This window comes from Peribacillus sp. NJ11, assembly GCF_030348405.1.
GTDB lineage: Bacteria > Bacillota > Bacilli > Bacillales > DSM-1321 > Peribacillus.
Genome location: NZ_JAUCFO010000001.1, coordinates 2,733,725 through 2,755,279 on the forward strand (window position 1 = coordinate 2,733,725; position 21,555 = coordinate 2,755,279).

The following is a 21,555-nucleotide window of genomic DNA, read 5'->3' on the forward strand; positions in this document are numbered from 1 at the left end:
AGTTAGCTAAAAAAAGCTTCAAGTCTGCGGACTTGAAGCTTTTTTCGCTATCTTGATATATAATAATTGTAAAATGGGAGAACAGGAGGCTGAATGCATGAACCAACAAATAAAGAATAAACTTGCCCTTCTTCCCGATCAACCTGGTTGTTACTTAATGAAAGATCGTCAGGGAACGATCATATATGTAGGCAAAGCGAAAGTGTTGAAAAATCGTGTCCGTTCTTATTTCACGGGTTCTCATGATGGAAAAACATTTCGGCTTGTGAATGAGATAGAAGATTTCGAATACATCGTCACCTCTTCCAATATCGAGGCCCTTATTTTAGAGCTGAACTTAATCAAAAAACATGATCCAAAATATAATGTCATGCTTAAGGATGATAAGACGTACCCTTTCATCAAGCTTACGGCGGAACGTCATCCACGTCTAATCATTACGCGAAAAGTAAAAAAAGATAAAGGGAAATACTTCGGACCATATCCAAATGCTTTTGCAGCTAACGAAACGAAAAAATTGCTCGACCGCATCTATCCTCTTAGAAAATGCAATACCCTACCTGATCGCGTTTGTCTTTATTATCACCTTGGCCAGTGCCTGGCCCCATGTGTTTATGATGTTGAGGAACAGGAATATAAGAAAATGGTGGATGATATCAACCGCTTCTTGAACGGTGGACATACTGAGATAAAAAAAGAACTGACTGAAAAAATGCTGGAGGCATCGGAAAATCTCGATTTCGAGAGGGCCAAGGAGTTCCGTGACAAAATTGCCCACATCGATATTACGATGGAGAAGCAGAAAATGATGACGACTGATTTCATCGACAGGGATGTATTTGGGTTTGCCTATGATAAAGGCTGGATGTGCGTTCAGGTATTTTTTGTCCGACAGGGTAAATTGATAGAAAGAGATGTTTCACTTTTTCCTGTCTATGATGAACCGGAACAGGAACTACTTACATTCCTCGGTCAGTTTTACGAGATTACCAACCACTTTAAACCAAAGGAAATCTTGCTGCCTGAGTCAGTGGATGCCGAAATGGCCGAGGGGCTCCTTGGTGTCAAAACGATTCACCCGAAACGGGGATCGAAAAAAGACATGCTTAAATTAGCGAATAAAAATGCCTCCATCGCCCTTCAGGAAAAATTCTCCTTGATTGAACGGGATGAAGAAAGAACCATCAATGCGGTGGAAAACCTCGGGAACCAATTAGGCATCTACACCCCGCACCGAATTGAAGCTTTCGATAACTCCAATATTCAGGGAAGTGACCCTGTTTCCGCTTTAGTCGTGTTCATTGATGGGAAACCGGAAAAAAGGGAGTACCGTAAATATAAGATCAAGACGGTCCAGGGACCTGATGATTATGAATCGATGCGTGAAGTGGTCAGAAGAAGGTATTCACGAGTATTGAAAGAAGGGCTGCCACTTCCGGACTTAATCATCATCGATGGTGGAAAGGGCCATGTGGAAGCCGTTCGGGATATATTGGAGAATGAATTGGGCCTTGATATTCCACTATCAGGTCTCATAAAGGATGAAAAGCATAGGACCTCGCAGTTGATGATTGGAAATCCGCTTGAACTCGTACCACTTGATTCACGTAGCCAGGAATTTTACTTATTGCAAAGAATTCAGGATGAGGTGCATAGGTTCGCGATTACGTTTCATCGCCAGCTACGCGGGAAAAATGCGGTTCACTCCCAGCTAGATGATATTCCAGGTGTTGGGGAAAAGCGAAGGAAGCAATTGTTAAGGCATTTTGGGTCATTGAAGAAAATCAAAGAGGCAACGGCCGAGGAAATTATGGAAGCGGGCATGCCAAAAGGGGTAGCCGAGGGAATCGTAAGAAAATTACAAGAATAATCTTGCTACCGACTATTCCCTATGCTATGATTAAAAAGAATTTTTAACTAGACAACTTAAAAGTGCTGATAGAGGTGCGGAATTCAAGAGTAAAAACCTGGAGAAGTATGAGCTTCCATGAAAGGTTTTGAAAGGGGATGACGCCGAAGGAAGACAAGACTCATACCTTGTTTTTCTGGTCTGACATTTAATAAATGGCGGATTGTCAGGGTTAATACCCTGGAGAGCTATCTCACTGTGTTTACAGTATTAGATATGTGATCACAGCAATGAGATATTTCTCATTGCTTTTTTTATTGCCTAAAAAGGTAGAGAGGGTGCATTAGGATGGCATTAATCGTTCAAAAATTCGGCGGAACATCCGTCGGAAGCGTAGAAAAAATCAAAAATGTTGCCAATCGGGTAATCGAGGAAGTGGAGAATGGAAATGGTGTGGTAGTCGTTGTTTCAGCTATGGGGAAAACCACAGATCAATTGGTTTCCATGGCCCAAGATATTTCCGGAACCCCGAGCAAGAGGGAAATGGATATGCTATTGACGACGGGGGAACAAATCACGATATCCCTGTTAACGATGGCATTGATTGAAAAAGGACATGAAGCCATTTCGTACACAGGCTGGCAGGCAGGTATGCAAACGGAATCCGTTCATGGGAATGCCAGGATTTTAAACATCGATGCTACAAGGATTCAAGCCCAGCTCCAGGAAAAGAAAATTGTGGTCGTAGCCGGTTTCCAGGGGAGCGATGCAAATGGGGAAATCACTACCTTAGGGCGGGGTGGTTCCGATACGACGGCGGTTGCCATCGCTGCAGCGCTGAATGCGGATAGATGCGATATTTATACGGATGTAACGGGTGTTTTCACTACGGATCCACGCTACATAAAAGGTGCGCGAAAACTTCAATCCATTTCTTACGATGAGATGCTGGAACTAGCAAACCTGGGGGCGGGCGTCCTACATCCAAGGGCTGTCGAATATGCAAAGAATTATCAAATCCCGCTTGAAGTCCGTTCGAGCATGGAGAGAGAATCAGGAACGATCATAGAGGAGGAAGCAACTATGGAAGAAAACTTAATTGTACGGGGCATTGCTTTTGAAGACAGTATTACTAGGGTCACAATTTATGGTTTGCCCCAATCACTTGGTGCATTATCCACAATTTTCACGACACTTGCGAAAAACCGGATTAATGTGGACATCATCATTCAAAGCATGACTGCCGAGGATACGACCAATCTATCATTTTCCACAAAAAGTGAAGATACGGAAGCGGCATTGATCGTGCTGGAAAACAATAAAGAACGATTGGCATTCGACCGAATCGAAACGGAGGGTGGGTTGGCCAAAGTGTCCATCGTCGGATCTGGTATGGTATCCAATCCAGGAGTGGCTGCCGAGATGTTTGAAGTGATGGCCAATACAGGCATCCAAGTGAAAATGGTCAGCACATCGGAAATTAAAGTCTCGACTGTCGTCAATGAAAAGGAAATGGTGAAGGCGGTCGAATCTCTTCATGAAGCATTTAAACTTGGGCAGCATGCAAATGTGCTAGCTTGAGTGTAAGGAGTCCAATAAAAAAACAGACTTCCGGTAAAAAGGGTAAGTCTGTTTTAAGGGCTTAATAGATTGGATCTCTGGGATCCCATTGGATGGTGAATATCACTTTTTTTGCGCGGCGTTTGATTTCTTCCGTTGATTCGCTGAGGAATTTTTTTTGCAGTGTAAACTGCTCGGCAAGGAAACCGGCTTCAAGTTGGAAGTGACAATCAGGGTGTAAATCCAGGCGGCGGCTGATTATTTCACCCGTCAGGGATAATTCCATCTCGTGTTTCGTATACTTCATGATTTCCAGATTGCCCCATCCAGCGCTCTGGAAAAATTCAATCACTTCCTGATCGCCATTCAATGGGAATTTTCTTGCTAATTGTTTACCTGCCCAATAGAGGATTTGATTAGAGTCTTTTCCGAGAATATCGTTCAATAGAACTTCTCTGATTAATTCGTATCCGAAAGCTGGAACTTGGAATTCTTCAGTTTGAATTTCTTCAGCTTGAATCTCTTCTTCTATCGCAGCAGCAATATTTTTTTTCATAGTTTATCGCCTCTTTCTGTAAATCTATTATAAACGTATTTCTTTTGCAAATTATACTGTTTTTTATTTATTTAAATAACAATTGGGAAAAAATGAGAAATTATACCGAGATATTAATAGTTAAATTTGAAATTTCTTCAAAATATCATCTTGACAAACAAAAAATATCCAATTTAATCCAATAAAATCTATTCTGAAAAAGAGATTTCTTGTATCCGTTTTCTTGACGCACATAGAAGTCAGGAGTAAAATGGACATGTCACATAATTGTAAAGGAAGTATAGAGGAGTTTTTTTGACTCTATACTGTATTTTCACGCGGAGATAAAAGGTAGCCACCAGTTTATCTTTGCATGATTTTTCACAAATTAAGGGGGGGCACTTAGTGGCAAAAAATCGTGAGTTTGGGAATCGCAGGCTTCATTCACTTCTAGGAGTAATTCCAATTGGTCTATTCCTAATTTTTCATTTATCGGTAAACTTTATGGCAACAAAAGGAGAAGAGACTTTTAATGGGGCAGTTCATTTAATTGAGTATACGCCCGTGAAGATTTTGGTAGAATGGGTCGTCATCTATCTACCGCTCATTTTCCATGCTGTGTACGGAATTTATATTGCCTTTACAGCAAAAAACAATTTAGGCAGATTTAGTTTCTTCCGTAACTGGATGTTCATGTTGCAACGTCTAACTGGAATCATAACGTTGATTTTCCTTGTTTGGCATATATGGGCAACTAGAATTCAAGCAGCTATGGGTGCTGAAGTTAACTTTGACATGATGGCTGAAATTTTCTCTAGTCCATTTATGATTGTGTTCTATATTGTTGGTATTATCTCGGCAATTTTCCACTTTGCTAATGGATTATGGTCATTTGCAGTGAGCTGGGGTCTTACAGTTTCACCTAAATCGCAAAAAATCATGACTTACTTTACATTGATCGTTTTCGTTCTTCTTTCTTATATCGGAATTAGCGCAATTTTCGCTTTCGTATAAGAAGATAGAGTTCATTTATAAGTATTAGGAAAAACATAGCTTGGCTAATGGAAATAAGGGAGTGACAGAATTGGGTAAAGGTAAAATAGTTATCGTTGGTGGAGGTCTAGCTGGATTAATGGCTACGATCAAAGCAGCAGAGCTGGGACAACAGGTTGATTTATTTTCTTTAGTGCCTGTTAAACGCTCTCACTCAGTTTGTGCCCAAGGCGGAATCAATGGGGCAGTAAATACAAAAGGTGAAGGGGATTCTCCATATATCCACTTCGACGATACAGTTTATGGCGGAGATTTCTTGGCTAACCAACCGCCGGTTAAAGCGATGTGCGAAGCAGCACCATCTATCATCCATATGTTTGACCGTATGGGTGTTATGTTCAACCGTACTCCGGAAGGTCTTCTTGATTTCCGTCGTTTCGGTGGTACTCAACATAGCCGTACAGCATTTGCTGGTGCAACGACTGGTCAACAATTACTTTACGCATTGGACGAGCAGGTTCGCCGTTATGAAGTTGAAGGCCTTGTAACGAAATATGAAGGCTGGGAATTCCTTGGAGCTGTTATCGATGATGAACAAACAGCACGTGGTATCGTAGCTCAAAACCTGACTTCAATGGAAATCAAATCATTCCCTGGCGACGCAGTCATCATGGCGAGCGGTGGCCCTGGAATCATTTTCGGTAAATCAACTAACTCAATGATCAATACAGGCTCAGCAGCTTCCATCGTTTATCAACAAGGTGTAAATTATGCAAATGGTGAGTTCATTCAAATTCACCCGACTGCAATCCCTGGAGATGACAAACTTCGTCTAATGAGTGAATCCGCTCGTGGTGAAGGTGGACGTATCTGGACATATAAAGACGGAAAACCTTGGTATTTCCTTGAAGAAAAATACCCTGCTTATGGTAATCTAGTACCTCGTGATATCGCGACTCGTGAAATCTTCGACGTATGCATGAACATGAAGCTTGGCATTAATGGAGAAAACATGGTTTACCTGGATCTATCACATAAAGATCCTAAATTACTTGATATAAAACTTGGCGGAATCATTGAAATCTACGAGAAATTCATGGGTGAAGATCCACGTAAAGTTCCAATGAAAATTTTCCCTGCCGTTCACTATTCCATGGGCGGACTTTGGGTGGATTATGACCAAATGACTAACATCAAAGGTTTATTCGCTGCTGGTGAGTGTGACTACTCTCAACATGGCGGTAACCGTCTTGGTGCGAACTCACTTCTTTCTGCAATCTATGGTGGTTCAGTCGCTGGGCCGAATGCCGTTAAATATATTGAAGGTCTTGATAAAACTTCAGAATCCATTTCTTCTTCGTTGTTTGAAGGGTACGAAAAACAAGAACAGGAAAAATGGAATGAAGTCATGTCCCTTGATGGTAACGAAAATGCGTACGTTCTTCACAAAGAACTTGGTGAGTGGATGACACAGCATGTTACTGTAGTTCGTTACAATGACAAGCTGAAAGAAACGGATAACAAGATTCTTGAACTGATGGAACGTTACAAGAAAATTAACATCAATGACACGGCAAAATGGAGTAACCAAGGAGCTGCATTCACTAGACAGCTGCAAAATATGATGCAATTGGCTCGTGTAATCACAATTGGTGCGTTAAACCGTGACGAAAGCCGCGGAGCGCATTACAAACCTGATTTCCCAGAACGTAATGATGAGGAATTCATGAAAACAACTATGGCAACATTCAAAGGCATGGATCAAGCACCTGAATTCCATTATGAAGATATTGATGTATCACTGATCGCACCGCGTAAACGTGATTACACAACGAAACACTAAAGAGGGGGAGCAAAAAAATGGTTGAAACTAAATCTGAGACTAAAACAGTCCGTTTTATAATCACTCGTCAAGATACACCGGATTCAGCTCCTTATGATGAGGAATTCGAATTAGCGTATCGCCCGAATATGAACGTAATTTCCGCTCTAATGGAAATTCGTCGTAATCCGGTAACTGTACAAGGCAAGCACACTACAGCAATCGCTTGGGACATGAACTGTCTTGAAGAGGTTTGTGGTGCTTGTTCAATGGTTATCAATGGTAAACCAAGACAATCATGTACAGCTCTTATCGATCAATTGGAGCAACCGGTTCGTCTAGCTCCAATGCGTACATTCCCTATCGTTCGTGACCTACAAGTCGATCGCAGCCGTATGTTCGACTCATTGAAAAAGGTAAAAGCATGGATTCCAATCGATGGAACGTACAATCTTGGACCAGGACCGCGTATGCCAGAAAAGAAACGTCAATGGGCTTACGAGTTATCTAAATGTATGACTTGCGGTGTTTGTTTGGAGGCATGTCCGAACGTAAACAGCAATTCAGACTTCATGGGGCCACAACCATTATCACAAGTTCGTTTATTCAACGCACATCCAACGGGTGCAATGAACAAAGCTGAACGTTTAAATACAATCATGGGTGATGGAGGACTTGCAAACTGCGGTAACTCACAAAACTGTGTGCAGTCTTGCCCTAAAGGCATTCCATTAACAACTTCGATTGCAGCATTGAACCGTGATACTACGATCCAACAATTCCGTAACTTCTTCGGAAGCGACGAAGTTTAATAATGAAAATGAAAGAACCCGTATCTTAGGATATGGGTTCTTTTTGTTTTACATTCGTAGAGAATGGCAATTCCTTAAAAGATTGATAAATTTGCATGCACCCTGAAAAACCGGGATCGAAGTGTGATTGGTTTGGGCAAATGAGTTTGTTGTAACCCAACGTCCTTACGCAAAGGCTGAAGGATTTGATTAATAAAGTGAGCAATAAGCAAATTAACCTGCTTTCAATAGAAAATCCTTTTCAATATCGTTGTTTTCTTATAAAATGAGTGAATAGTCATTCAATTCAGAAAGGGTGTGCACAAGATGGGCAGGATATCATATATCGATAATATAACGGAGTGGATCAATGATTTTTCTTTTAAACATGAGATTAAGGTCCGTTTTTCAGAAACTGATATGTTTGGGCACTTGAATAACACGATTCCTTTTACTTATTTTGAGGAAGCTCGGATTGAGTATTTCAACAGTATGGGGTTCATGAAGGACTGGACCTCGGCTGAATGCAGTGAGATGCCGGTTGTTGCCAATTTACAGTGTGATTACCTGAAGCAGGTGTTCTTCAATGACCAATTGACGATTCATGTGAAAGCTGACCATATCGGAAACTCTTCAGTAGACATACATTATATGGGAACCAAACAAGATGGTTCAATTTGTTTAACGGGTAGGGGAACGATTGTCCAAGTTTCCAAAGCCACCGGAAAGCCGATACCTTGGACGGAAGAGATGAAGCGATCGATGTGGCAAACAGAGCTCGAACATTCCTGAAAATATTTTCATTTTAGACAAGTAAAAGAGTCACTCCCTTGCCCTGGCCGACATACTATATCTTGACTAAATAGACACCCACTCCGGGTTTTATGCTGGTGAAGGCAAGGAGGGTAACATTACTTGAAGGAGAACGAATTCACTCATAAGCCACTACTCACCAAAAGAGAAAAAGAAGTATTTGAGTTACTAGTACAAGACAAAACAACAAAAGAAATCGCAGGTGAATTGTTTATTAGCGAAAAAACAGTTCGAAACCATATTTCGAATGCGATGCAGAAGCTTGGAGTAAAAGGACGTTCGCAGGCAGTCATAGAACTCCTTCGTATGGGAGAACTTAAGCTTTAATGTGTTGACATTTAATACGTAAGCCTTATAAATATTTTCTCTCCCGTTCGTTGGCAGCATATAAGGAAGGCCAAAACAATTTGGTTGTTTTGACTTCTTTGGATGCTGCTTATTTTTATGAAGGGGGTTTCATTATGGATTCCGGATAATCATTCTTGAAAATCATTTCACTTTCATCCAAAATGGTAGTATGATAAGTTTCATGAAGTGGGGAGCTGTGTGTATGGATGAAGAGAAGCAGGTTGCATATGTAGCCGATATCGAGAGGGAATTGCGCTATGTATCGACATGGCTTAAGCAAAGGGGAAGAGAAATTCTCAAAGATTATAAAATCACCATTCCTCAATTCGTGGCTTTGCAATGGCTTTTTGAATCAGGCGACATGACGATTGGCGAATTGTCCACAAAGATGTTTCTCGCCTTCAGCACAACGACAGATCTGATTGACCGCATGGAGAAACATCAGCTTGTCCAGCGTGTCAAGGATGATAAGGACCGGCGCGTGGTTCGAATTCACCTTCTTGAAGAAGGTGAACGGATTATTGAAGAAGTGATTAATAAACGACAACAGTACTTGAGTGGGGTATTAGTCAATTTCAACGAATCTGACATCGTGTCCCTGCAAGGTATTCTAGCAAAACTACATCAAGAAATGAAAGAAAAATGAGGCGAGTTTTTTGAAACAACCGATAGGAATCATTGATTCAGGGGTAGGCGGCTTGACAGTAGCTAAAGAAGTCATGCGTCAGCTTCCAAATGAAAATATTATATACTTAGGTGATACAGCAAGATGCCCTTATGGGCCTAGGACCAAAAAAGATGTCCAGACCTTCACATGGCAAATGACGAGGTTTTTGATGAAGAAGGATATAAAAATGCTGATCATCGCCTGCAATACAGCGACTGCAGCTGTTTTGGATGAAATCAGGGCATTACTTCCGATTCCTGTATTAGGCGTCATTCATCCTGGGGCAAGGGCGGCGTTGAAAGTTTCCAATTCCTTGCATATTGGCATTATTGGTACGGAAGGCACAGTAAAAAGCAAAGCGTATGACGATGCACTTGCCTCCATCAATTCCGATGTGAAAGTAGATAGTTTAGCATGTCCGAAATTTGTCCCTATCGTAGAAAGCGGCGAGTTTCAAGGGAAGATAGTCAATAGGGTCGTGGCACAAACCTTGAGTCCGTTGAAGAAAACGAAGATCGACACATTAATCCTTGGCTGTACCCATTATCCACTGCTGGGGCCTGTAATCTCAACCTATATGGGGGATGAAGTGCAAGTCATTTCCTCTGGGGAAGAGACGGCCCGAGAGGCAAGTGTCATTTTGGATTACTATAAATTAATCAATAAAAGCAAGCTCCGTCCAGTTCATCGCTTTTATACAACCGGTTCAAGAGATATGTTCGGTTCCATCGCGGAGAGCTGGCTCGGTATTCATATCAATACAATCGAAACAATTAAAATTGATCACTTATAAGGCTTCCATATGGAAGCCTTTTTTCTGAAGGGAAAAAATGGGGAATCCTGCCGTTATGTATATAGCTACAAGCCTGGATGGATATATCGCTAGGGAAGATGGAAGCATAGATTGGCTTGAAGAGACAGAAGGGGACAATGGGTACGGCGATTTCTATAAAAATATCGATACGGTGATTATGGGAAATACGACATATCAACAGATTCATACAATGGCAGAAGAATTTCCCTATCAAGATAAAGCCTGCTATGTCTTTTCAAAGGGAAAGAAGAACATGTGGAGTTTGTGATTGGAGTTGTGGGTGATTTCATTGGAAAACTGAAAGGCGGATCAAGGATCTGGCTTGTAGGAGGTGCGGAGTTAGTGTCGGATTTCATGAAGAAATCGCTGGTGGATGAAGTGATCCTGTCCATCATACCGATTATCCTGGGGAATGGGATTCGTTTATTCCAAGCAGGAAGTCCCGAAATCCAAATAAGCTGACAAAGATGCAGCAGTACAGGTAAATTGCCCAGCTCCATTATCGGAGTGAAAAATAATTGGTCTATTTTCGCTTAGGGCTCGTATAAATAGGAGTACAAACTGTCCTAGGAGTGATTTTATGTCCAATAAATCAAAAGTAACAATGGCTGTGACCATTCTGGCATCTTCTTTTTGGCTTTCAGGCTGCGGATTATTTGGCGGTGAAGAGAAAAAGGAAATTGATCCACCAAAGGATGTTTCATTAGTCGAGGATGAATCTTCATTAAAAGAAACAGAAACGAATGGTGAAGAAAAGCCTGCAACAGATGGAGAAGAAGGCGCTGTTGAGTCGAAAACTGTGAAGACAGAGTTATATTTAATTGATAAAAGTGGGTATGTGGTTCCACAGACATTGGAACTTCCTAAATCGGAGGCCGTAGCTAAACAGGCTCTTGATTACCTTGTCGCTAACGGACCAGTCACGGATAAACTTCCTAATGGATTCAGGGCCGTCATTCCTGCCGATACCCAAATAAGCGTGAACATTAAAGAAGGAGTGGCTGTTGCGGACTTTTCGCCGGAGTTCAAAAACTATCAAAAAGAGGATGAACTCAAAATCCTTCAAGCCATTACATGGACTCTGACACAATTCGACTCGGTCGATAAAATCCAAATGAGAATAAATGGGGAAGATATTTCCGAAATGCCGGTCAATGGCACACCGATAGATGAGAATATCTCAAGGTCTTCAGGAATCAATATCGATACGAGTGATGTGGTCGACATTTCGAATTCCAAAGCACTGACCGTTTATTATGTAGGCGGTGACGAGGAGCACACCTATTATGTTCCGGTGACACGCAGGATCAGCGAAACGGTGTCTGATAATGTAACGGCAGTCATACAGGAATTAACGAAGAGTCCTTCGGGTTCTAACCTGCAAACAGGGTTCATGAGTGATGTAGCTTTACTTGACGAGCCTAAAGTGGCAGAAGGTAAGGTCAGCCTCAATTTTAACGAAAATATCCTTGGAAGCTTTAAAGAGAAAAAGGTATCACAAGAAGTACTTGATGCATTGGTCCTTTCGTTAACGGAACAGAAAGGAATTGAAAGCGTTGAAGTACAAGTGCAGGGCAGCGCCGATGTTCTTAATGAAGAAGGAAAGAAATTATCCGAACCAGTGGTCCGTCCAGAGAAAGTCAACACAGGTAGTTTTTAAAGAGCGATATTATATATAGTAATAGCACAATGAGGCAGCCTGCAGCTGCCTCTTATTTTTTTACCTGTATTAGTTGAAAACTAATACCCCCGCCAAGCAATTTCTCTTATCGTGAGAAGTTTTTACATAAATAAATTTTTAAAAGGGGAAATTACCTTTAATGATGTAATTAATGGGGGGGGATATTATGGATCAAAAGGTAATTCAGGCTTTACACATCTATGTTTTAATCATTATGAATACAGGATTCATGGTACATGTCCTGCTCATTCCCAATATCTTATCCGCATCTCAACGCGACGCATGGGTAAGTGTCATAATAAGTGTTGTTCCCTGTATCGTTTGGACGCTATTTATTTTTTATATTTATAAAAAACTAGATACAGAAGATATAATCTCTTTTCTGAAAAAATGGTCTACACCTTTTGTTACATATATTTTCACTATAGCATTTGGATTGTACTTTATAATTAACGCCTTCATTACCGTCAAATTTACTGTGATTTGGGCAAAAGCTAATTATACTCATGACATACCAAACATCGTAGTCGTCAGCATATTCACTTTTATTTGTATTTTTGCAAGTTATAAAGGAATACGCACTATAAGTACTTTGGCTTTCCTATTTCTTCCGTTGGTCACTTTTTTGGGGATATTTGTGGGGCTGGGGAATACGAGTAATAAGAATTACGAATTATTGTTCCCGATATTTGAAAGCGGGTATCACAATACTCTAAATGGAATTCTGTATACGAGTGCAGGATATTTAGAAATTATCGTTTTTTTATTTTTAACTCCTTACTTGAAAAATAAGCTAAAAGCCAAGTGGCTTATACTGGTTGGTATTATCTTAATCATGCTGACGTTAGGGCCCCTCATGGGAGCGATTGCAGAATTTGGTTCTGTGGAAGCAGCGAAAATGAGGAATCCAGCTTATGAACAGTGGAAGTTGTTAAGGTTTGGCTATTATATTACTCGACTCGATTTCCTTTCCATTTTCCAATGGCTTTCAGGTTCCGTGATTCGAATTAGTTTATGTTTATTTATAGGCTATAAATTAATCTCAAATTCAAAACATCAGAAGTGGATACTGCTTTCGCTATATTTGTTAATTGTTTTTGGAGCGCTAATCCATTGGGATGCTACTTCCTTTTTTTATTTTATATACAAATATTTCTTTCCAATCAGTAGTCTGTTTCTTTTAAGTGCCGCAATTATACTGTTATTTCTTGTTATAAAAAAGGGAAAAGGTAAAGGGAAAGGTGAAACATTATGAAGAAGGGAAAATGGAATGGAACTCCTTCTTGCATTGACCAAATCCAAAAATGGTTCGAACATTCTTCTGATGTTGTTTTAAGAACAAAAACTTTTGATAATGAAGGTCGTTATTTGTTGGGATTTTTATATGCGCCAAACCTAGTGGATATGCAATTTATCAATGAAGTGATACTGCCTACAATATCAAAAGCGGTTCAAGAAAATGGCGAATTAACAATTGATCAATTAAGCAATATTATGGAGATCAGTACGCTTAAAAAGGGCTCCGATTTAAAAGAGGGAGTAGAAAGCATTCTTTTTTCAGGAGACCTAATCATTATTAATGAATCTTCTAATGAAATTTACTATACCCCATTAGCTAATTCCCCTAAGCGTAGTCCGGAAGAATCCAATATAGAATCTTCCATTAGGGGACCTAGAGATGGATTTGTTGAGAATATATCGGATAACATGTCTTTAATTCGCCAAAGGTTAAAAACGGCATCACTTAAATGTATAGAATATACAATCGGGAAAAGAAGTAAAACTAAAATATTGCTACTTTATATAGATGACATTATTAATCCCTCGATTCTTTTTGATATTAAACAACGATTGGATTCATTAAAGGTTGATATCATAGTCAGCAGTTACCAGGTTGAAGAACTCCTATATGATAATCAATTTTCCATCTTCCCCTTAATGGATTACGTTGGTCGACCGGATTATGTTGTTGAATCCTTGAATCAAGGGCGCTTTGCCATCCTGGTAGACGGGAATCCCACATGCTTAATCGGGCCAACGAGTATTAATCAGTTACTGTATTCTGCTGATGACGCACATGCAAGCTTTTTTTACATTAGTTTCATGCGCATCATTCGTGTAGTCGCCTTATTTGTAACGGTTACGTTACCGGGGTTTTTTATAGCGTTAGTTTCCTATCAATTCGATCAAATTCCCTTTTCGCTTCTTGCAACGATTTCAATCACTAGACAGGGATTACCCATACCTGCTTCTTTGGAGGCATTCATGATGATCATATTGTTTGAACTATTTAAAGAAGCTGGTCTTCGCCTGCCGAAAGCTGTAGGTCCGACGGTTTCTGTGTTGGGTGGATTGATTATAGGTGATGCAGCGATTCGGGCAGGGCTTACTTCACCCTCCATGCTCGTAATAATAGCTGTTACAGTTCTTTCGAGCTATACCTTAATCAATCAGAATATTGCTGGGAATATCGTTATTATAAGGTTATTCATATTTGCATGTTCAGCGTTTTTAGGCTTGTTTGGATTCTTTATGGGAATATTCCTTATCTTGATTGTTGTGGTTTCCTTGGAAAGTTTCGGCCAGCCTTTTGTGAATCCACTTTCCAAACCAAATAAATCGGATATGTTAAAAGTCTTATTTAAGCTTCCGTATGGGATGTTAAGGCAGCGGAATCAAGCTATACGGTCCAGTGATAATGAACCGCAAAAGGAGTCGAACAAATGAGAAAGCTATTTGCAGTCATGATTATTGGCTGTCAACTTTTACTGACGACAGGATGCTGGGGAATGAAGGAAATTCAAGCTCAAACATATGGATCCGCTCTTGGGATCGATTATAAAGAGGGTGAATTCATCTTATACTTTCAAGCATTAAATTTTGCGGATATAGCAAAACAAGAAGGGGCAACTGCATTACAACAAAAATCTTCTGTTGTCATTGGGAAAGGTAAAGGGGAAAGTATCGAAGAAGCATATACTGAATTAGAACAAAATGCAGCATTACCACTTTATATCGGGCATATTAACTCCTTCATTTTAAGTGAGAATGTAATCAAAAAGAAAATGAAGGATTTCATTGAATATGTAGGGAAAGAGCCCTTATTGCGATACAATTCTTGGCTGTTTGTTACAAACGAGGATATTAAAAAGGTGTTTGACAGTGATAGTTTCTTTAATCTTCCTAACTTATTCACGATCATTCAAAGGCCAGAGACCGTTATTAATGAGAACTATTTTATTTCCCCGTTAAAATTCAGTGAACTGGTTTCGGAATTTTATCAACCGGTTGGTTCCATTTTAATTCCCTCTATGGTCATAAATGAGCATCATTATTCAGAGGACGGGAAAGAAAAAAAGATACCATCGTTGAATGGCGGCTATGTATTATCAAAACAACAATACAAAGGGTTCGTAAGTAAACAAGATTTGATCGGTTTAAAATGGGTTGAAAACAAGGCGACAGTAATGTTTTTTTCTCTGGACAAACAAAAGGTAAGTGTTGAAATCATGGATCCCAAAACAAACATCATAGTATTGGAACAACAAAAGAAACCTTTGTATGATTTAGAGGTTAGAGCAAATGGAATATTGAAACAAAATATAGATAACTTGGATATGGGAAAAATCGAAAAAAAAGTAGAAATAAAAGTTAAGCAAGATATTTTGAAGACATTGGAGACGGGGGGGGAAATCAATACAGACCTTTTTAACATAAGTGAAAAGGCATACAGATACCATGTCAATAAGTGGGATAATAAAATTATAAATTCCTTTGATAAGACTTCAATAAATAACATAAAAGTTAATATCCATATTGAACATAGTGAAAATTACAAACGTTAGTTTATAAGTTTCGGGTTATTGCAGATGAGGGAGTTGTGTTAGACTTAACTTATCAGGAAAATTCAGCGGCCGTTGTTGATTATGAAAGGCAGCGCTGAATTCATCCGTTTGGCACTGGAGAAGAAGTGGCTTTTACATATAACAAGTTACAGCAAATTCTTGCTTAGCCCCAAAAGGGCTCTCATGCCGATAAAATAAAAAAGGGTGAAATGAAAAAATGAAGACAGTAATCATTGCAACGAAAAATAAAGGGAAAGCCAAGGAATTCGAAAGCTTGTTCTCTGCTAAAGGATATGAAGTCAAAACGCTTCTCGATGTACCGGATGCACCGGATGTGGAGGAAACAGGTACAACCTTTGAAGAAAATGCAATCCTGAAAGCAGAGGCCATAGCCCATCAGCTAGGCCACTTTGTCATTGCGGATGATTCCGGATTGATTGTAGATGCATTGGATGGCCGTCCGGGCGTATATTCTGCCCGCTATGCTGGAGAGTCCAAGAGTGATGAAGCGAACACGGAAAAAGTCCTCGGGGAACTGGAAGGCGTCCCGGAAGAGGAAAGAACAGCGAGATTCTATTGCGCCTTGGCCCTCGCGTCACCCAACCAGGAAACGATTACGGTTTCGGGAACGATGGAAGGTTTGATTACAGAACAGCCTTCAGGAACGAATGGATTTGGTTATGATCCAATCTTTTTTGTTAAAGAACAGGGTAAAACAAACGCCGAATTGACAAAAGAGGAAAAAAACCAAATCAGCCACCGTGCCCACGCATTGAGGGCCCTAGATGAAAAACTTGATTTATTTCTAAAAAGGGAAGAAGGAATGTGACGATGAAAGTGCTAATAATGAGTGACAGTCATGGCCTAACTCATGAAATAAGCATGATAATCGACCGTCATAAACAAGAAGTTGCTGCCATGATCCATTGTGGTGATTCAGAGTTGGAAAGAAATGATCCTCACATGGCAGATTTCTTAGCTGTTCGTGGGAATTGTGATCATGATTCGGCATATCCGACTGACATTGTGGAGAACATCGCAGGCAAGCGTTTCTTCATTACGCATGGACATCTCTATAACATAAAGATGACCCTGATGAATTTATCTTATAAAAGTGAAGAGGCCGAAGCGGATATTATTTGCTTTGGTCACTCCCACGCTGCAGGTTCCGAATCGATTGACGGCAAGCTCTTCATCAACCCGGGAAGCATACGCCAGCCGCGTGGACGAAAAGAGAAAACCTATGCCATTTTGGAAATGGGAACAGGCAAACTTGAAATCACCTATTATGACCTTGAAGGAAAAATCGTTGAAGAATTAAGAAATGCTTATCAAATGGAATGAATTCATGTATAATGAACAGGAAGCGTTTTTCCCCGCTTCCTGGTACATAAAAAAAGAAAAAAACTTTTTATGAAAAACCGTTGACTTTCTTTTGATATCCTACTATAATAAGAAGTGTCCTAAGGGAACAGTTAAGGTAATACATAAGTTTTACCGCAACTTATATCATAAATGTCTCAGTAGCTCAGCTGGATAGAGCAACGCCCTTCTAAGGCGTCGGTCGGGAGTTCGAATCTCTCCTGGGACACTAACTTAAAAAAGCCAAAACCTTTAAAGGTTTTGGCTTTTTTTTCTTTTTGCTTTACGTGAACGAAAATATGGGATGAATATAGAAAGAATGCCTTTCGATTTGCATCCTTTGAACCATTATTGTCCCGTTTTGACGATAAGAAGTTTTTTATTTCATATTTATCGCAGGTGGATGCTCTTTTTATGTCGAACTTGTTATAAATAAGGAGTTGTTTAAATGAATAAAGATAGATTGTTCAAGTTCATTCAAACTTCCACTCGGGGCAATTTCTTCTCAGTCGAAATATCCGAAGATGGAACTAAAGTAGTCCAATTAGCCAAAGAGTTAGAAAAAGAAGGAAGAATCAAGTTGAGGGAATGCACACGAAAAGATCAAGGTGTTTATCTGGAAGGAATACTTAAGTTTGTGCCTAGCTAATACTTAATGAGCTTTAACGAAGGACTTATACTACGAATTCCATATGCTCCATGGAAAAAAGGCATCCAACATTGGATGCCTTTTTCTATTTTAATCAAGTCCTATTTAATGTTTGAAGATTTTTTTTAATGGTTTCACGGTTTTTGATTATTGCCGTCTTCAATTCTTCAACGGGTGAACTTTTATCATCTTCTTCACTAAGTTGCTGCACACTTGATTGGTTTTGTATAAGTATTTCAATCGTATCCCGTAATTCTGGCAGTGATACCTTGAATTGTTCAGATAAATGATGTAATGCCTTATGTAAATCGGGGTTATGGATTGAAGAAACAATCCCTTCATGTTCATCTTTCAATGTTAATCCTCCTCTAAGCTTATTCGCGCTTATATAGCATATTATTGAGGATAGATAATTATACAATGAAGGCTCTATTTCGACATGGGAAATTACACTCATTATTCAATGGATTATATCGGCATAGTGCCATGGAATCATGAACTTGGTTGAAGTCAGTAAAAGCTCAATCCCCCGACTCCTTGCTTGCAATGCCTGAATACTTTAGTGAAATTATAAATAAATCAGAAAAAACATTGACATATAGCAAACAAATTAATAATATGTTTATTATATTATAAACTTTATGGGGAAGTGTTTGTTTGATGAAGGACGCTGAAATGTTTTGGAGTGCATCTCAGGATGAGCTTAAACAAGGGTATAGCGAAGAAGGGCATCAATATATTTGTTTACTATGCGGAAATGCAATTGAAAAGGGGATAGTATACCCGAAAGATGGGGTTCTTTATGAAGCTGAGAGGTATATGCGAATTCATATTGAACATGCACACAACTCCGTTTTTGAATACTTGATTGATCTCGATAAAAAACTTACAGGGCTTACTGATCACCAAAATCGTCTCCTTCGCCTTTTTTATCAAGGGAAGAATGATGCTGAGGTTCAGGAGGAAATGGGAATTGGGAGTCCTTCCACAATTCGGAACCATCGCTTTGTGTTAAAAGAGAAAGAGCGTCAGGCTAAGTTGTTTTTAGCACTGATGGAACTTTTGAAAGATAAAGATGAACATGCACAGGCATTTATCCCCCTTCATCAAAAAGCAAGGATGGTCGATGATCGTTATAACGTTACCGAGGATGAAAAGATGGCTGTACTGAAAAAGTATTTCCCTAAAGGCAGTAAGGATGCATTAAAGTCTTTCCCGCCAAAGGAAAAACAAAGGCTGATCATTCTCCAAGAAATTATGAACCGTTTTGAGAATGAGCGAAAATACGAAGAAAAGGAAATCAATCAAATATTGGGTGCCGTTTATCATGATCATGTTCTTTTGAGGAGATATTTAATAGAATATGGATTCTTGGATAGAAAGCCTGATGGGAGCCAATATTGGCTGAAGAAATGATGACTGGAGGCAAGGAAGATGGATCGTAAAAAAGAATTGAAGCAATTATATAAAGAAACGAAAGTTGAAGCGGGTGTATACCAAATAAGAAATACGGTAAATAATAAAGTCTTTATCGGGAGCACCAGAAATTTAAAGACGTTGAAGGGGAAACAATTTGAATTGGAAATGGGAACAAACACCAATAAAGTGCTGCAAGGTGAGTGGAATCAATATGGGAAAGAGGCTTTTTCTTTTGAAGTACTGGAGGTAATGAAGCCGAAAGAAACAGGATTTTTCGATGCTAAACGGGAATTGAAAAAACTTGAAGAATTGTGGATCGAAAAAATACAGCCATATGAAGAACGGGGATACAATAGAATGAAATCCAACTGACTTTTTGCAGTTAATCTTTAGAACTTCTTCCGTAATTCCAGCTCTCGATTTAGCGTTTGCGCATCTCATCCCTTTATGGAAATGGGATAAATGAGGTATTATTGAATAGGATGGTAATATATTCAAGTATTTAGCTGAGGAGGTGCTGGGATGGAAAATGAAAATGGATATCTAAGGGCGAAAAAAAGGGTGGAAAACCTTAAGGCGTTCTACATCCATTTAACGGTGTATGTATTGGTGAACGTAATGCTTTTTGCCATTAACCTATTAACGGATCCTAGTTATTGGTGGTTCCTTTATCCCCTTGGAGGGTGGGGGATTGGAGTTCTGATACACGGAATTACTACCCTTGCAGATGGAAACTTCGGGACTGAGTGGGAAGAAAGAAAGATAAAAGAATACATGGAAAAGGATAAAAAGAACGGCTGAATTTGGATATTTTCAAAACCGGGAGTCATTTATGGCTCTTTTTTTATGTGGAAAGATAATTATAATATCTCACTTGTTGTTAGTTTTTAAATGGTTTAAGCTAGTAATGCGGGACCTGTTTGTAAAACAGAGGGGGAACCTGTGAAGGACCTTCACTAAATAATTAATAATAGGAGTTGCTAATGAAAAAAATAGGATGGGCCATAACGGGGATAGGGGCAATCATTGCACTGGGTGCCTTGCTTTATCCTCTGAATGTCATTAATAAAACACTATGTATATATTTTTTGCTTGGCGGTGCAGGGCTAATGTTTGTCGGGTCTATGATCAGGGCCTTTTCGCTTCTTAAGAGATGACTGATTAAAGAGTCTTTTAGTTACATAAATGATTGATCAAAAACGTTCAATTAGGGTGATGACATGGAGAAAAACCAATTGAAATATGCCCAGCAGCATCTGGCTAATGAACGCACCTTTTTAGCGTGGATAAGAACGGTGATTGCGATAGTGGGGGTTGGTTTTCTCACGACGAGCCTGCATTTTACGATAGGTGTGCATCGGGATGCCCGGATTGACTTGATCAGTATCATACTGGGGATGTTTACATGTGCTTTGGGCCTTGTGATTACAGTACTGGCGACGTTCGGGTATCTGCAGAAGAAGCAACAAATCATTGAAGGGACGTTCCGGCCCTCGAGTGCACACGTAATTCTTATCGCTGTTTTTATGGTCATATTGTTATTGATGATCATTTTATATTTTGTTTTCATAAAAGTTTAAAAAACTGTCCTATCCTAAATAGGTCAGTTTTTTAGTTTCTACTATAATATACTTATTCTTACGTCATTACGGTAAGATTTCTTCCATTAATTAAAATGCAATCAAAAAACAGAAGCATGACATACTCTGAATTTCATTATGGTCATGAAGGAGTAATAAAAACCTTGTAATAAAAATCATGCAGTATCGTACACCTCAGCCTTAGTGAAATCTAGGGTTTTCAGGAATGATATATCATCGGTCAGGAATAATCGATCAAGATTTCCTTATCATGTCTTATGCCTTCCTGAAAATATTATTTATCAGCCGTTTTTTATTTGTAAATAAACTTCACATCAACAATGCTGGCTTTCACTCCATTGAATTTTGATCACGTTTTAAATATTTGTTTAATTTCCATTTTGTGAGATATGATAAAGGAAACTAAAAGGAGGTCAACAAGATGGTGGATATCAAAAAAGGTGAAAGTTCTTTTTTTGTCGAAGAATCTGGCGAGAAGCTAGCGGAAATCACATTCTTTAAATCAGGTGATGATGTAATCACGGTCGATCATACCGTAGTTTCTGACAAGCTTCGCGGACAAAAGGTAGGAAATGCCCTTGTTGAAAAGGTAATAGGGTTCGCACGTGAGGAAAAACTGAAAATTGTTCCGGTATGTTCGTTCGTTCAAAAACAGTTTGAAAAAAATGCTGAATATGAGGATGTTTTGGCTAAATGAACCAGAGGGCTGGACACAGTGGGATGATATATTTCACCTGTGTTCGGCCCTTTTGCATTCAGGCAGGGGGTGTAAATGGATATGAAAGGATTTTTTCATCAATCAGCCC

24 protein-coding genes, 1 tRNA gene, 1 pseudogene and 1 riboswitch are annotated in these 21,555 nt (G+C 39.5%); of the genes and pseudogenes, 24 read left to right on the forward strand and 2 right to left on the reverse strand.

What is annotated here, in order from left to right; genetic code table 11:
- Positions 1-97 precede the first annotated feature (97 nt).
- Both uvrC and QUF86_RS13480 read left to right on the forward strand, forming a co-directional pair.
- The gene (gene uvrC / locus QUF86_RS13475) at positions 98-1,870 is read left to right on the forward strand and encodes an excinuclease ABC subunit UvrC (RefSeq protein WP_289315429.1); all 1,773 of its coding nucleotides are present in this window, start codon (positions 98-100) and stop codon (positions 1,868-1,870) included.
- A 61-nt stretch (positions 1,871-1,931) separates the two neighbouring features.
- A riboswitch (Lysine riboswitch) is annotated at positions 1,932-2,108 on the forward strand.
- 89 nt (positions 2,109-2,197) lie between these two features.
- Positions 2,198-3,430 carry an aspartate kinase gene (locus tag QUF86_RS13480; RefSeq protein ID WP_289315430.1) on the forward strand — a complete coding sequence of 411 codons (1,233 nt, stop codon included), beginning with the start codon at positions 2,198-2,200 and terminating at the stop codon, positions 3,428-3,430.
- A 61-nt stretch (positions 3,431-3,491) separates the two neighbouring features.
- Here the strand turns inward: QUF86_RS13480 and QUF86_RS13485 are convergent, their stop codons facing one another.
- A complete protein-coding gene (locus QUF86_RS13485; protein ID WP_289315431.1) occupies positions 3,492-3,965 on the reverse strand; it encodes a YslB family protein in 474 nt (157 codons plus the stop codon).
- Between the two features lie 384 nt (positions 3,966-4,349).
- Here QUF86_RS13485 and QUF86_RS13490 point away from each other — a divergent pair, with 384 nt between their 5' ends.
- From QUF86_RS13490 to QUF86_RS13565, 16 genes and pseudogenes are all read left to right on the forward strand, one after another.
- Positions 4,350-4,958 carry a succinate dehydrogenase cytochrome b558 subunit gene (locus QUF86_RS13490; RefSeq protein ID WP_289315432.1) on the forward strand — a complete coding sequence of 203 codons (609 nt, stop codon included), beginning with the start codon at positions 4,350-4,352 and terminating at the stop codon, positions 4,956-4,958.
- A gap of 70 nt (positions 4,959-5,028) precedes the next feature.
- Positions 5,029-6,780, forward strand: coding sequence for a succinate dehydrogenase flavoprotein subunit (gene sdhA, locus QUF86_RS13495; protein WP_289315433.1), 1,752 nt, complete (start codon positions 5,029-5,031; stop codon positions 6,778-6,780).
- 17 nt (positions 6,781-6,797) lie between these two features.
- A complete protein-coding gene (gene sdhB / locus QUF86_RS13500; RefSeq protein WP_289315434.1) occupies positions 6,798-7,571 on the forward strand; it encodes a succinate dehydrogenase iron-sulfur subunit in 774 nt (257 codons plus the stop codon).
- A gap of 306 nt (positions 7,572-7,877) precedes the next feature.
- Positions 7,878-8,342, forward strand: coding sequence for an acyl-CoA thioesterase (locus QUF86_RS13505; protein WP_289315435.1), 465 nt, complete (start codon positions 7,878-7,880; stop codon positions 8,340-8,342).
- Between the two features lie 123 nt (positions 8,343-8,465).
- Positions 8,466-8,690: a helix-turn-helix domain-containing protein gene (locus QUF86_RS13510; RefSeq protein ID WP_028392149.1), complete on the forward strand. Its 225-nt coding sequence runs from the start codon at positions 8,466-8,468 to the stop codon at positions 8,688-8,690.
- 202 nt (positions 8,691-8,892) lie between these two features.
- Entirely contained in the window at positions 8,893-9,357 is a 465-nt protein-coding gene (locus QUF86_RS13515; RefSeq protein WP_289334622.1) for a MarR family winged helix-turn-helix transcriptional regulator, read from the forward strand.
- Between the two features lie 10 nt (positions 9,358-9,367).
- A complete protein-coding gene (gene racE, locus QUF86_RS13520; protein WP_289315437.1) occupies positions 9,368-10,171 on the forward strand; it encodes a glutamate racemase in 804 nt (267 codons plus the stop codon).
- 37 nt (positions 10,172-10,208) lie between these two features.
- Positions 10,209-10,654 (forward strand): annotated as a pseudogene (locus QUF86_RS13525) (dihydrofolate reductase family protein).
- 118 nt (positions 10,655-10,772) lie between these two features.
- Positions 10,773-11,852 (forward strand): GerMN domain-containing protein, encoded by a 1,080-nt coding sequence (locus QUF86_RS13530; protein WP_289315438.1) that lies wholly within the window; start codon positions 10,773-10,775, stop codon positions 11,850-11,852.
- Between the two features lie 187 nt (positions 11,853-12,039).
- Positions 12,040-13,128 carry a GerAB/ArcD/ProY family transporter gene (locus tag QUF86_RS13535; protein ID WP_289334623.1) on the forward strand — a complete coding sequence of 363 codons (1,089 nt, stop codon included), beginning with the start codon at positions 12,040-12,042 and terminating at the stop codon, positions 13,126-13,128.
- Positions 13,125-14,600, forward strand: a complete 1,476-nt coding sequence (locus tag QUF86_RS13540; protein ID WP_289334624.1) for a spore germination protein — start codon at positions 13,125-13,127, stop codon at positions 14,598-14,600. Before QUF86_RS13535 ends, QUF86_RS13540 begins: the two co-directional genes overlap by 4 nt.
- Positions 14,597-15,718, forward strand: coding sequence for a Ger(x)C family spore germination protein (locus QUF86_RS13545; RefSeq protein ID WP_289334625.1), 1,122 nt, complete (start codon positions 14,597-14,599; stop codon positions 15,716-15,718). The genes QUF86_RS13540 and QUF86_RS13545 overlap by 4 nt, the downstream gene beginning before the upstream one ends.
- Before the next feature lie 217 nt (positions 15,719-15,935).
- Positions 15,936-16,547 carry an XTP/dITP diphosphatase gene (locus QUF86_RS13550; RefSeq protein WP_289315442.1) on the forward strand — a complete coding sequence of 204 codons (612 nt, stop codon included), beginning with the start codon at positions 15,936-15,938 and terminating at the stop codon, positions 16,545-16,547.
- Between the two features lie 2 nt (positions 16,548-16,549).
- Complete coding sequence (locus tag QUF86_RS13555; protein ID WP_289334626.1) at positions 16,550-17,062, forward strand: metallophosphoesterase family protein; 513 nt, start codon at positions 16,550-16,552, stop codon at positions 17,060-17,062.
- A 173-nt stretch (positions 17,063-17,235) separates the two neighbouring features.
- Positions 17,236-17,309: transfer RNA gene (locus QUF86_RS13560), tRNA-Arg, on the forward strand.
- 219 nt (positions 17,310-17,528) lie between these two features.
- Entirely contained in the window at positions 17,529-17,729 is a 201-nt protein-coding gene (locus tag QUF86_RS13565; RefSeq protein ID WP_289315444.1) for a hypothetical protein, read from the forward strand.
- 94 nt (positions 17,730-17,823) lie between these two features.
- On the opposite strand, the gene QUF86_RS13570 is transcribed toward QUF86_RS13565, so the two are convergent.
- Positions 17,824-18,084 carry a hypothetical protein gene (locus QUF86_RS13570; protein ID WP_289334627.1) on the reverse strand — a complete coding sequence of 87 codons (261 nt, stop codon included), beginning with the start codon at positions 18,082-18,084 and terminating at the stop codon, positions 17,824-17,826.
- 305 nt (positions 18,085-18,389) lie between these two features.
- Between QUF86_RS13570 and QUF86_RS13575 the strand changes: the two genes are divergently transcribed.
- From QUF86_RS13575 to QUF86_RS13600, 6 genes are all read left to right on the forward strand, one after another.
- On the forward strand, positions 18,390-19,145 hold the full coding sequence (locus QUF86_RS13575) for a DUF2087 domain-containing protein (protein WP_289336227.1): 756 nt from the start codon (positions 18,390-18,392) through the stop codon (positions 19,143-19,145).
- A gap of 18 nt (positions 19,146-19,163) precedes the next feature.
- Positions 19,164-19,520: a GIY-YIG nuclease family protein gene (locus QUF86_RS13580; protein ID WP_289334628.1), complete on the forward strand. Its 357-nt coding sequence runs from the start codon at positions 19,164-19,166 to the stop codon at positions 19,518-19,520.
- A gap of 150 nt (positions 19,521-19,670) precedes the next feature.
- A complete protein-coding gene (locus QUF86_RS13585; protein WP_289334629.1) occupies positions 19,671-19,949 on the forward strand; it encodes a 2TM domain-containing protein in 279 nt (92 codons plus the stop codon).
- 182 nt (positions 19,950-20,131) lie between these two features.
- Positions 20,132-20,305: a hypothetical protein gene (locus QUF86_RS13590; protein WP_289315448.1), complete on the forward strand. Its 174-nt coding sequence runs from the start codon at positions 20,132-20,134 to the stop codon at positions 20,303-20,305.
- 63 nt (positions 20,306-20,368) lie between these two features.
- Positions 20,369-20,728 carry a YidH family protein gene (locus tag QUF86_RS13595; protein ID WP_289334630.1) on the forward strand — a complete coding sequence of 120 codons (360 nt, stop codon included), beginning with the start codon at positions 20,369-20,371 and terminating at the stop codon, positions 20,726-20,728.
- Between the two features lie 442 nt (positions 20,729-21,170).
- Positions 21,171-21,446 carry a GNAT family N-acetyltransferase gene (locus tag QUF86_RS13600; protein ID WP_289315450.1) on the forward strand — a complete coding sequence of 92 codons (276 nt, stop codon included), beginning with the start codon at positions 21,171-21,173 and terminating at the stop codon, positions 21,444-21,446.
- The last annotated feature ends 109 nt before the right edge of the window (positions 21,447-21,555 follow it).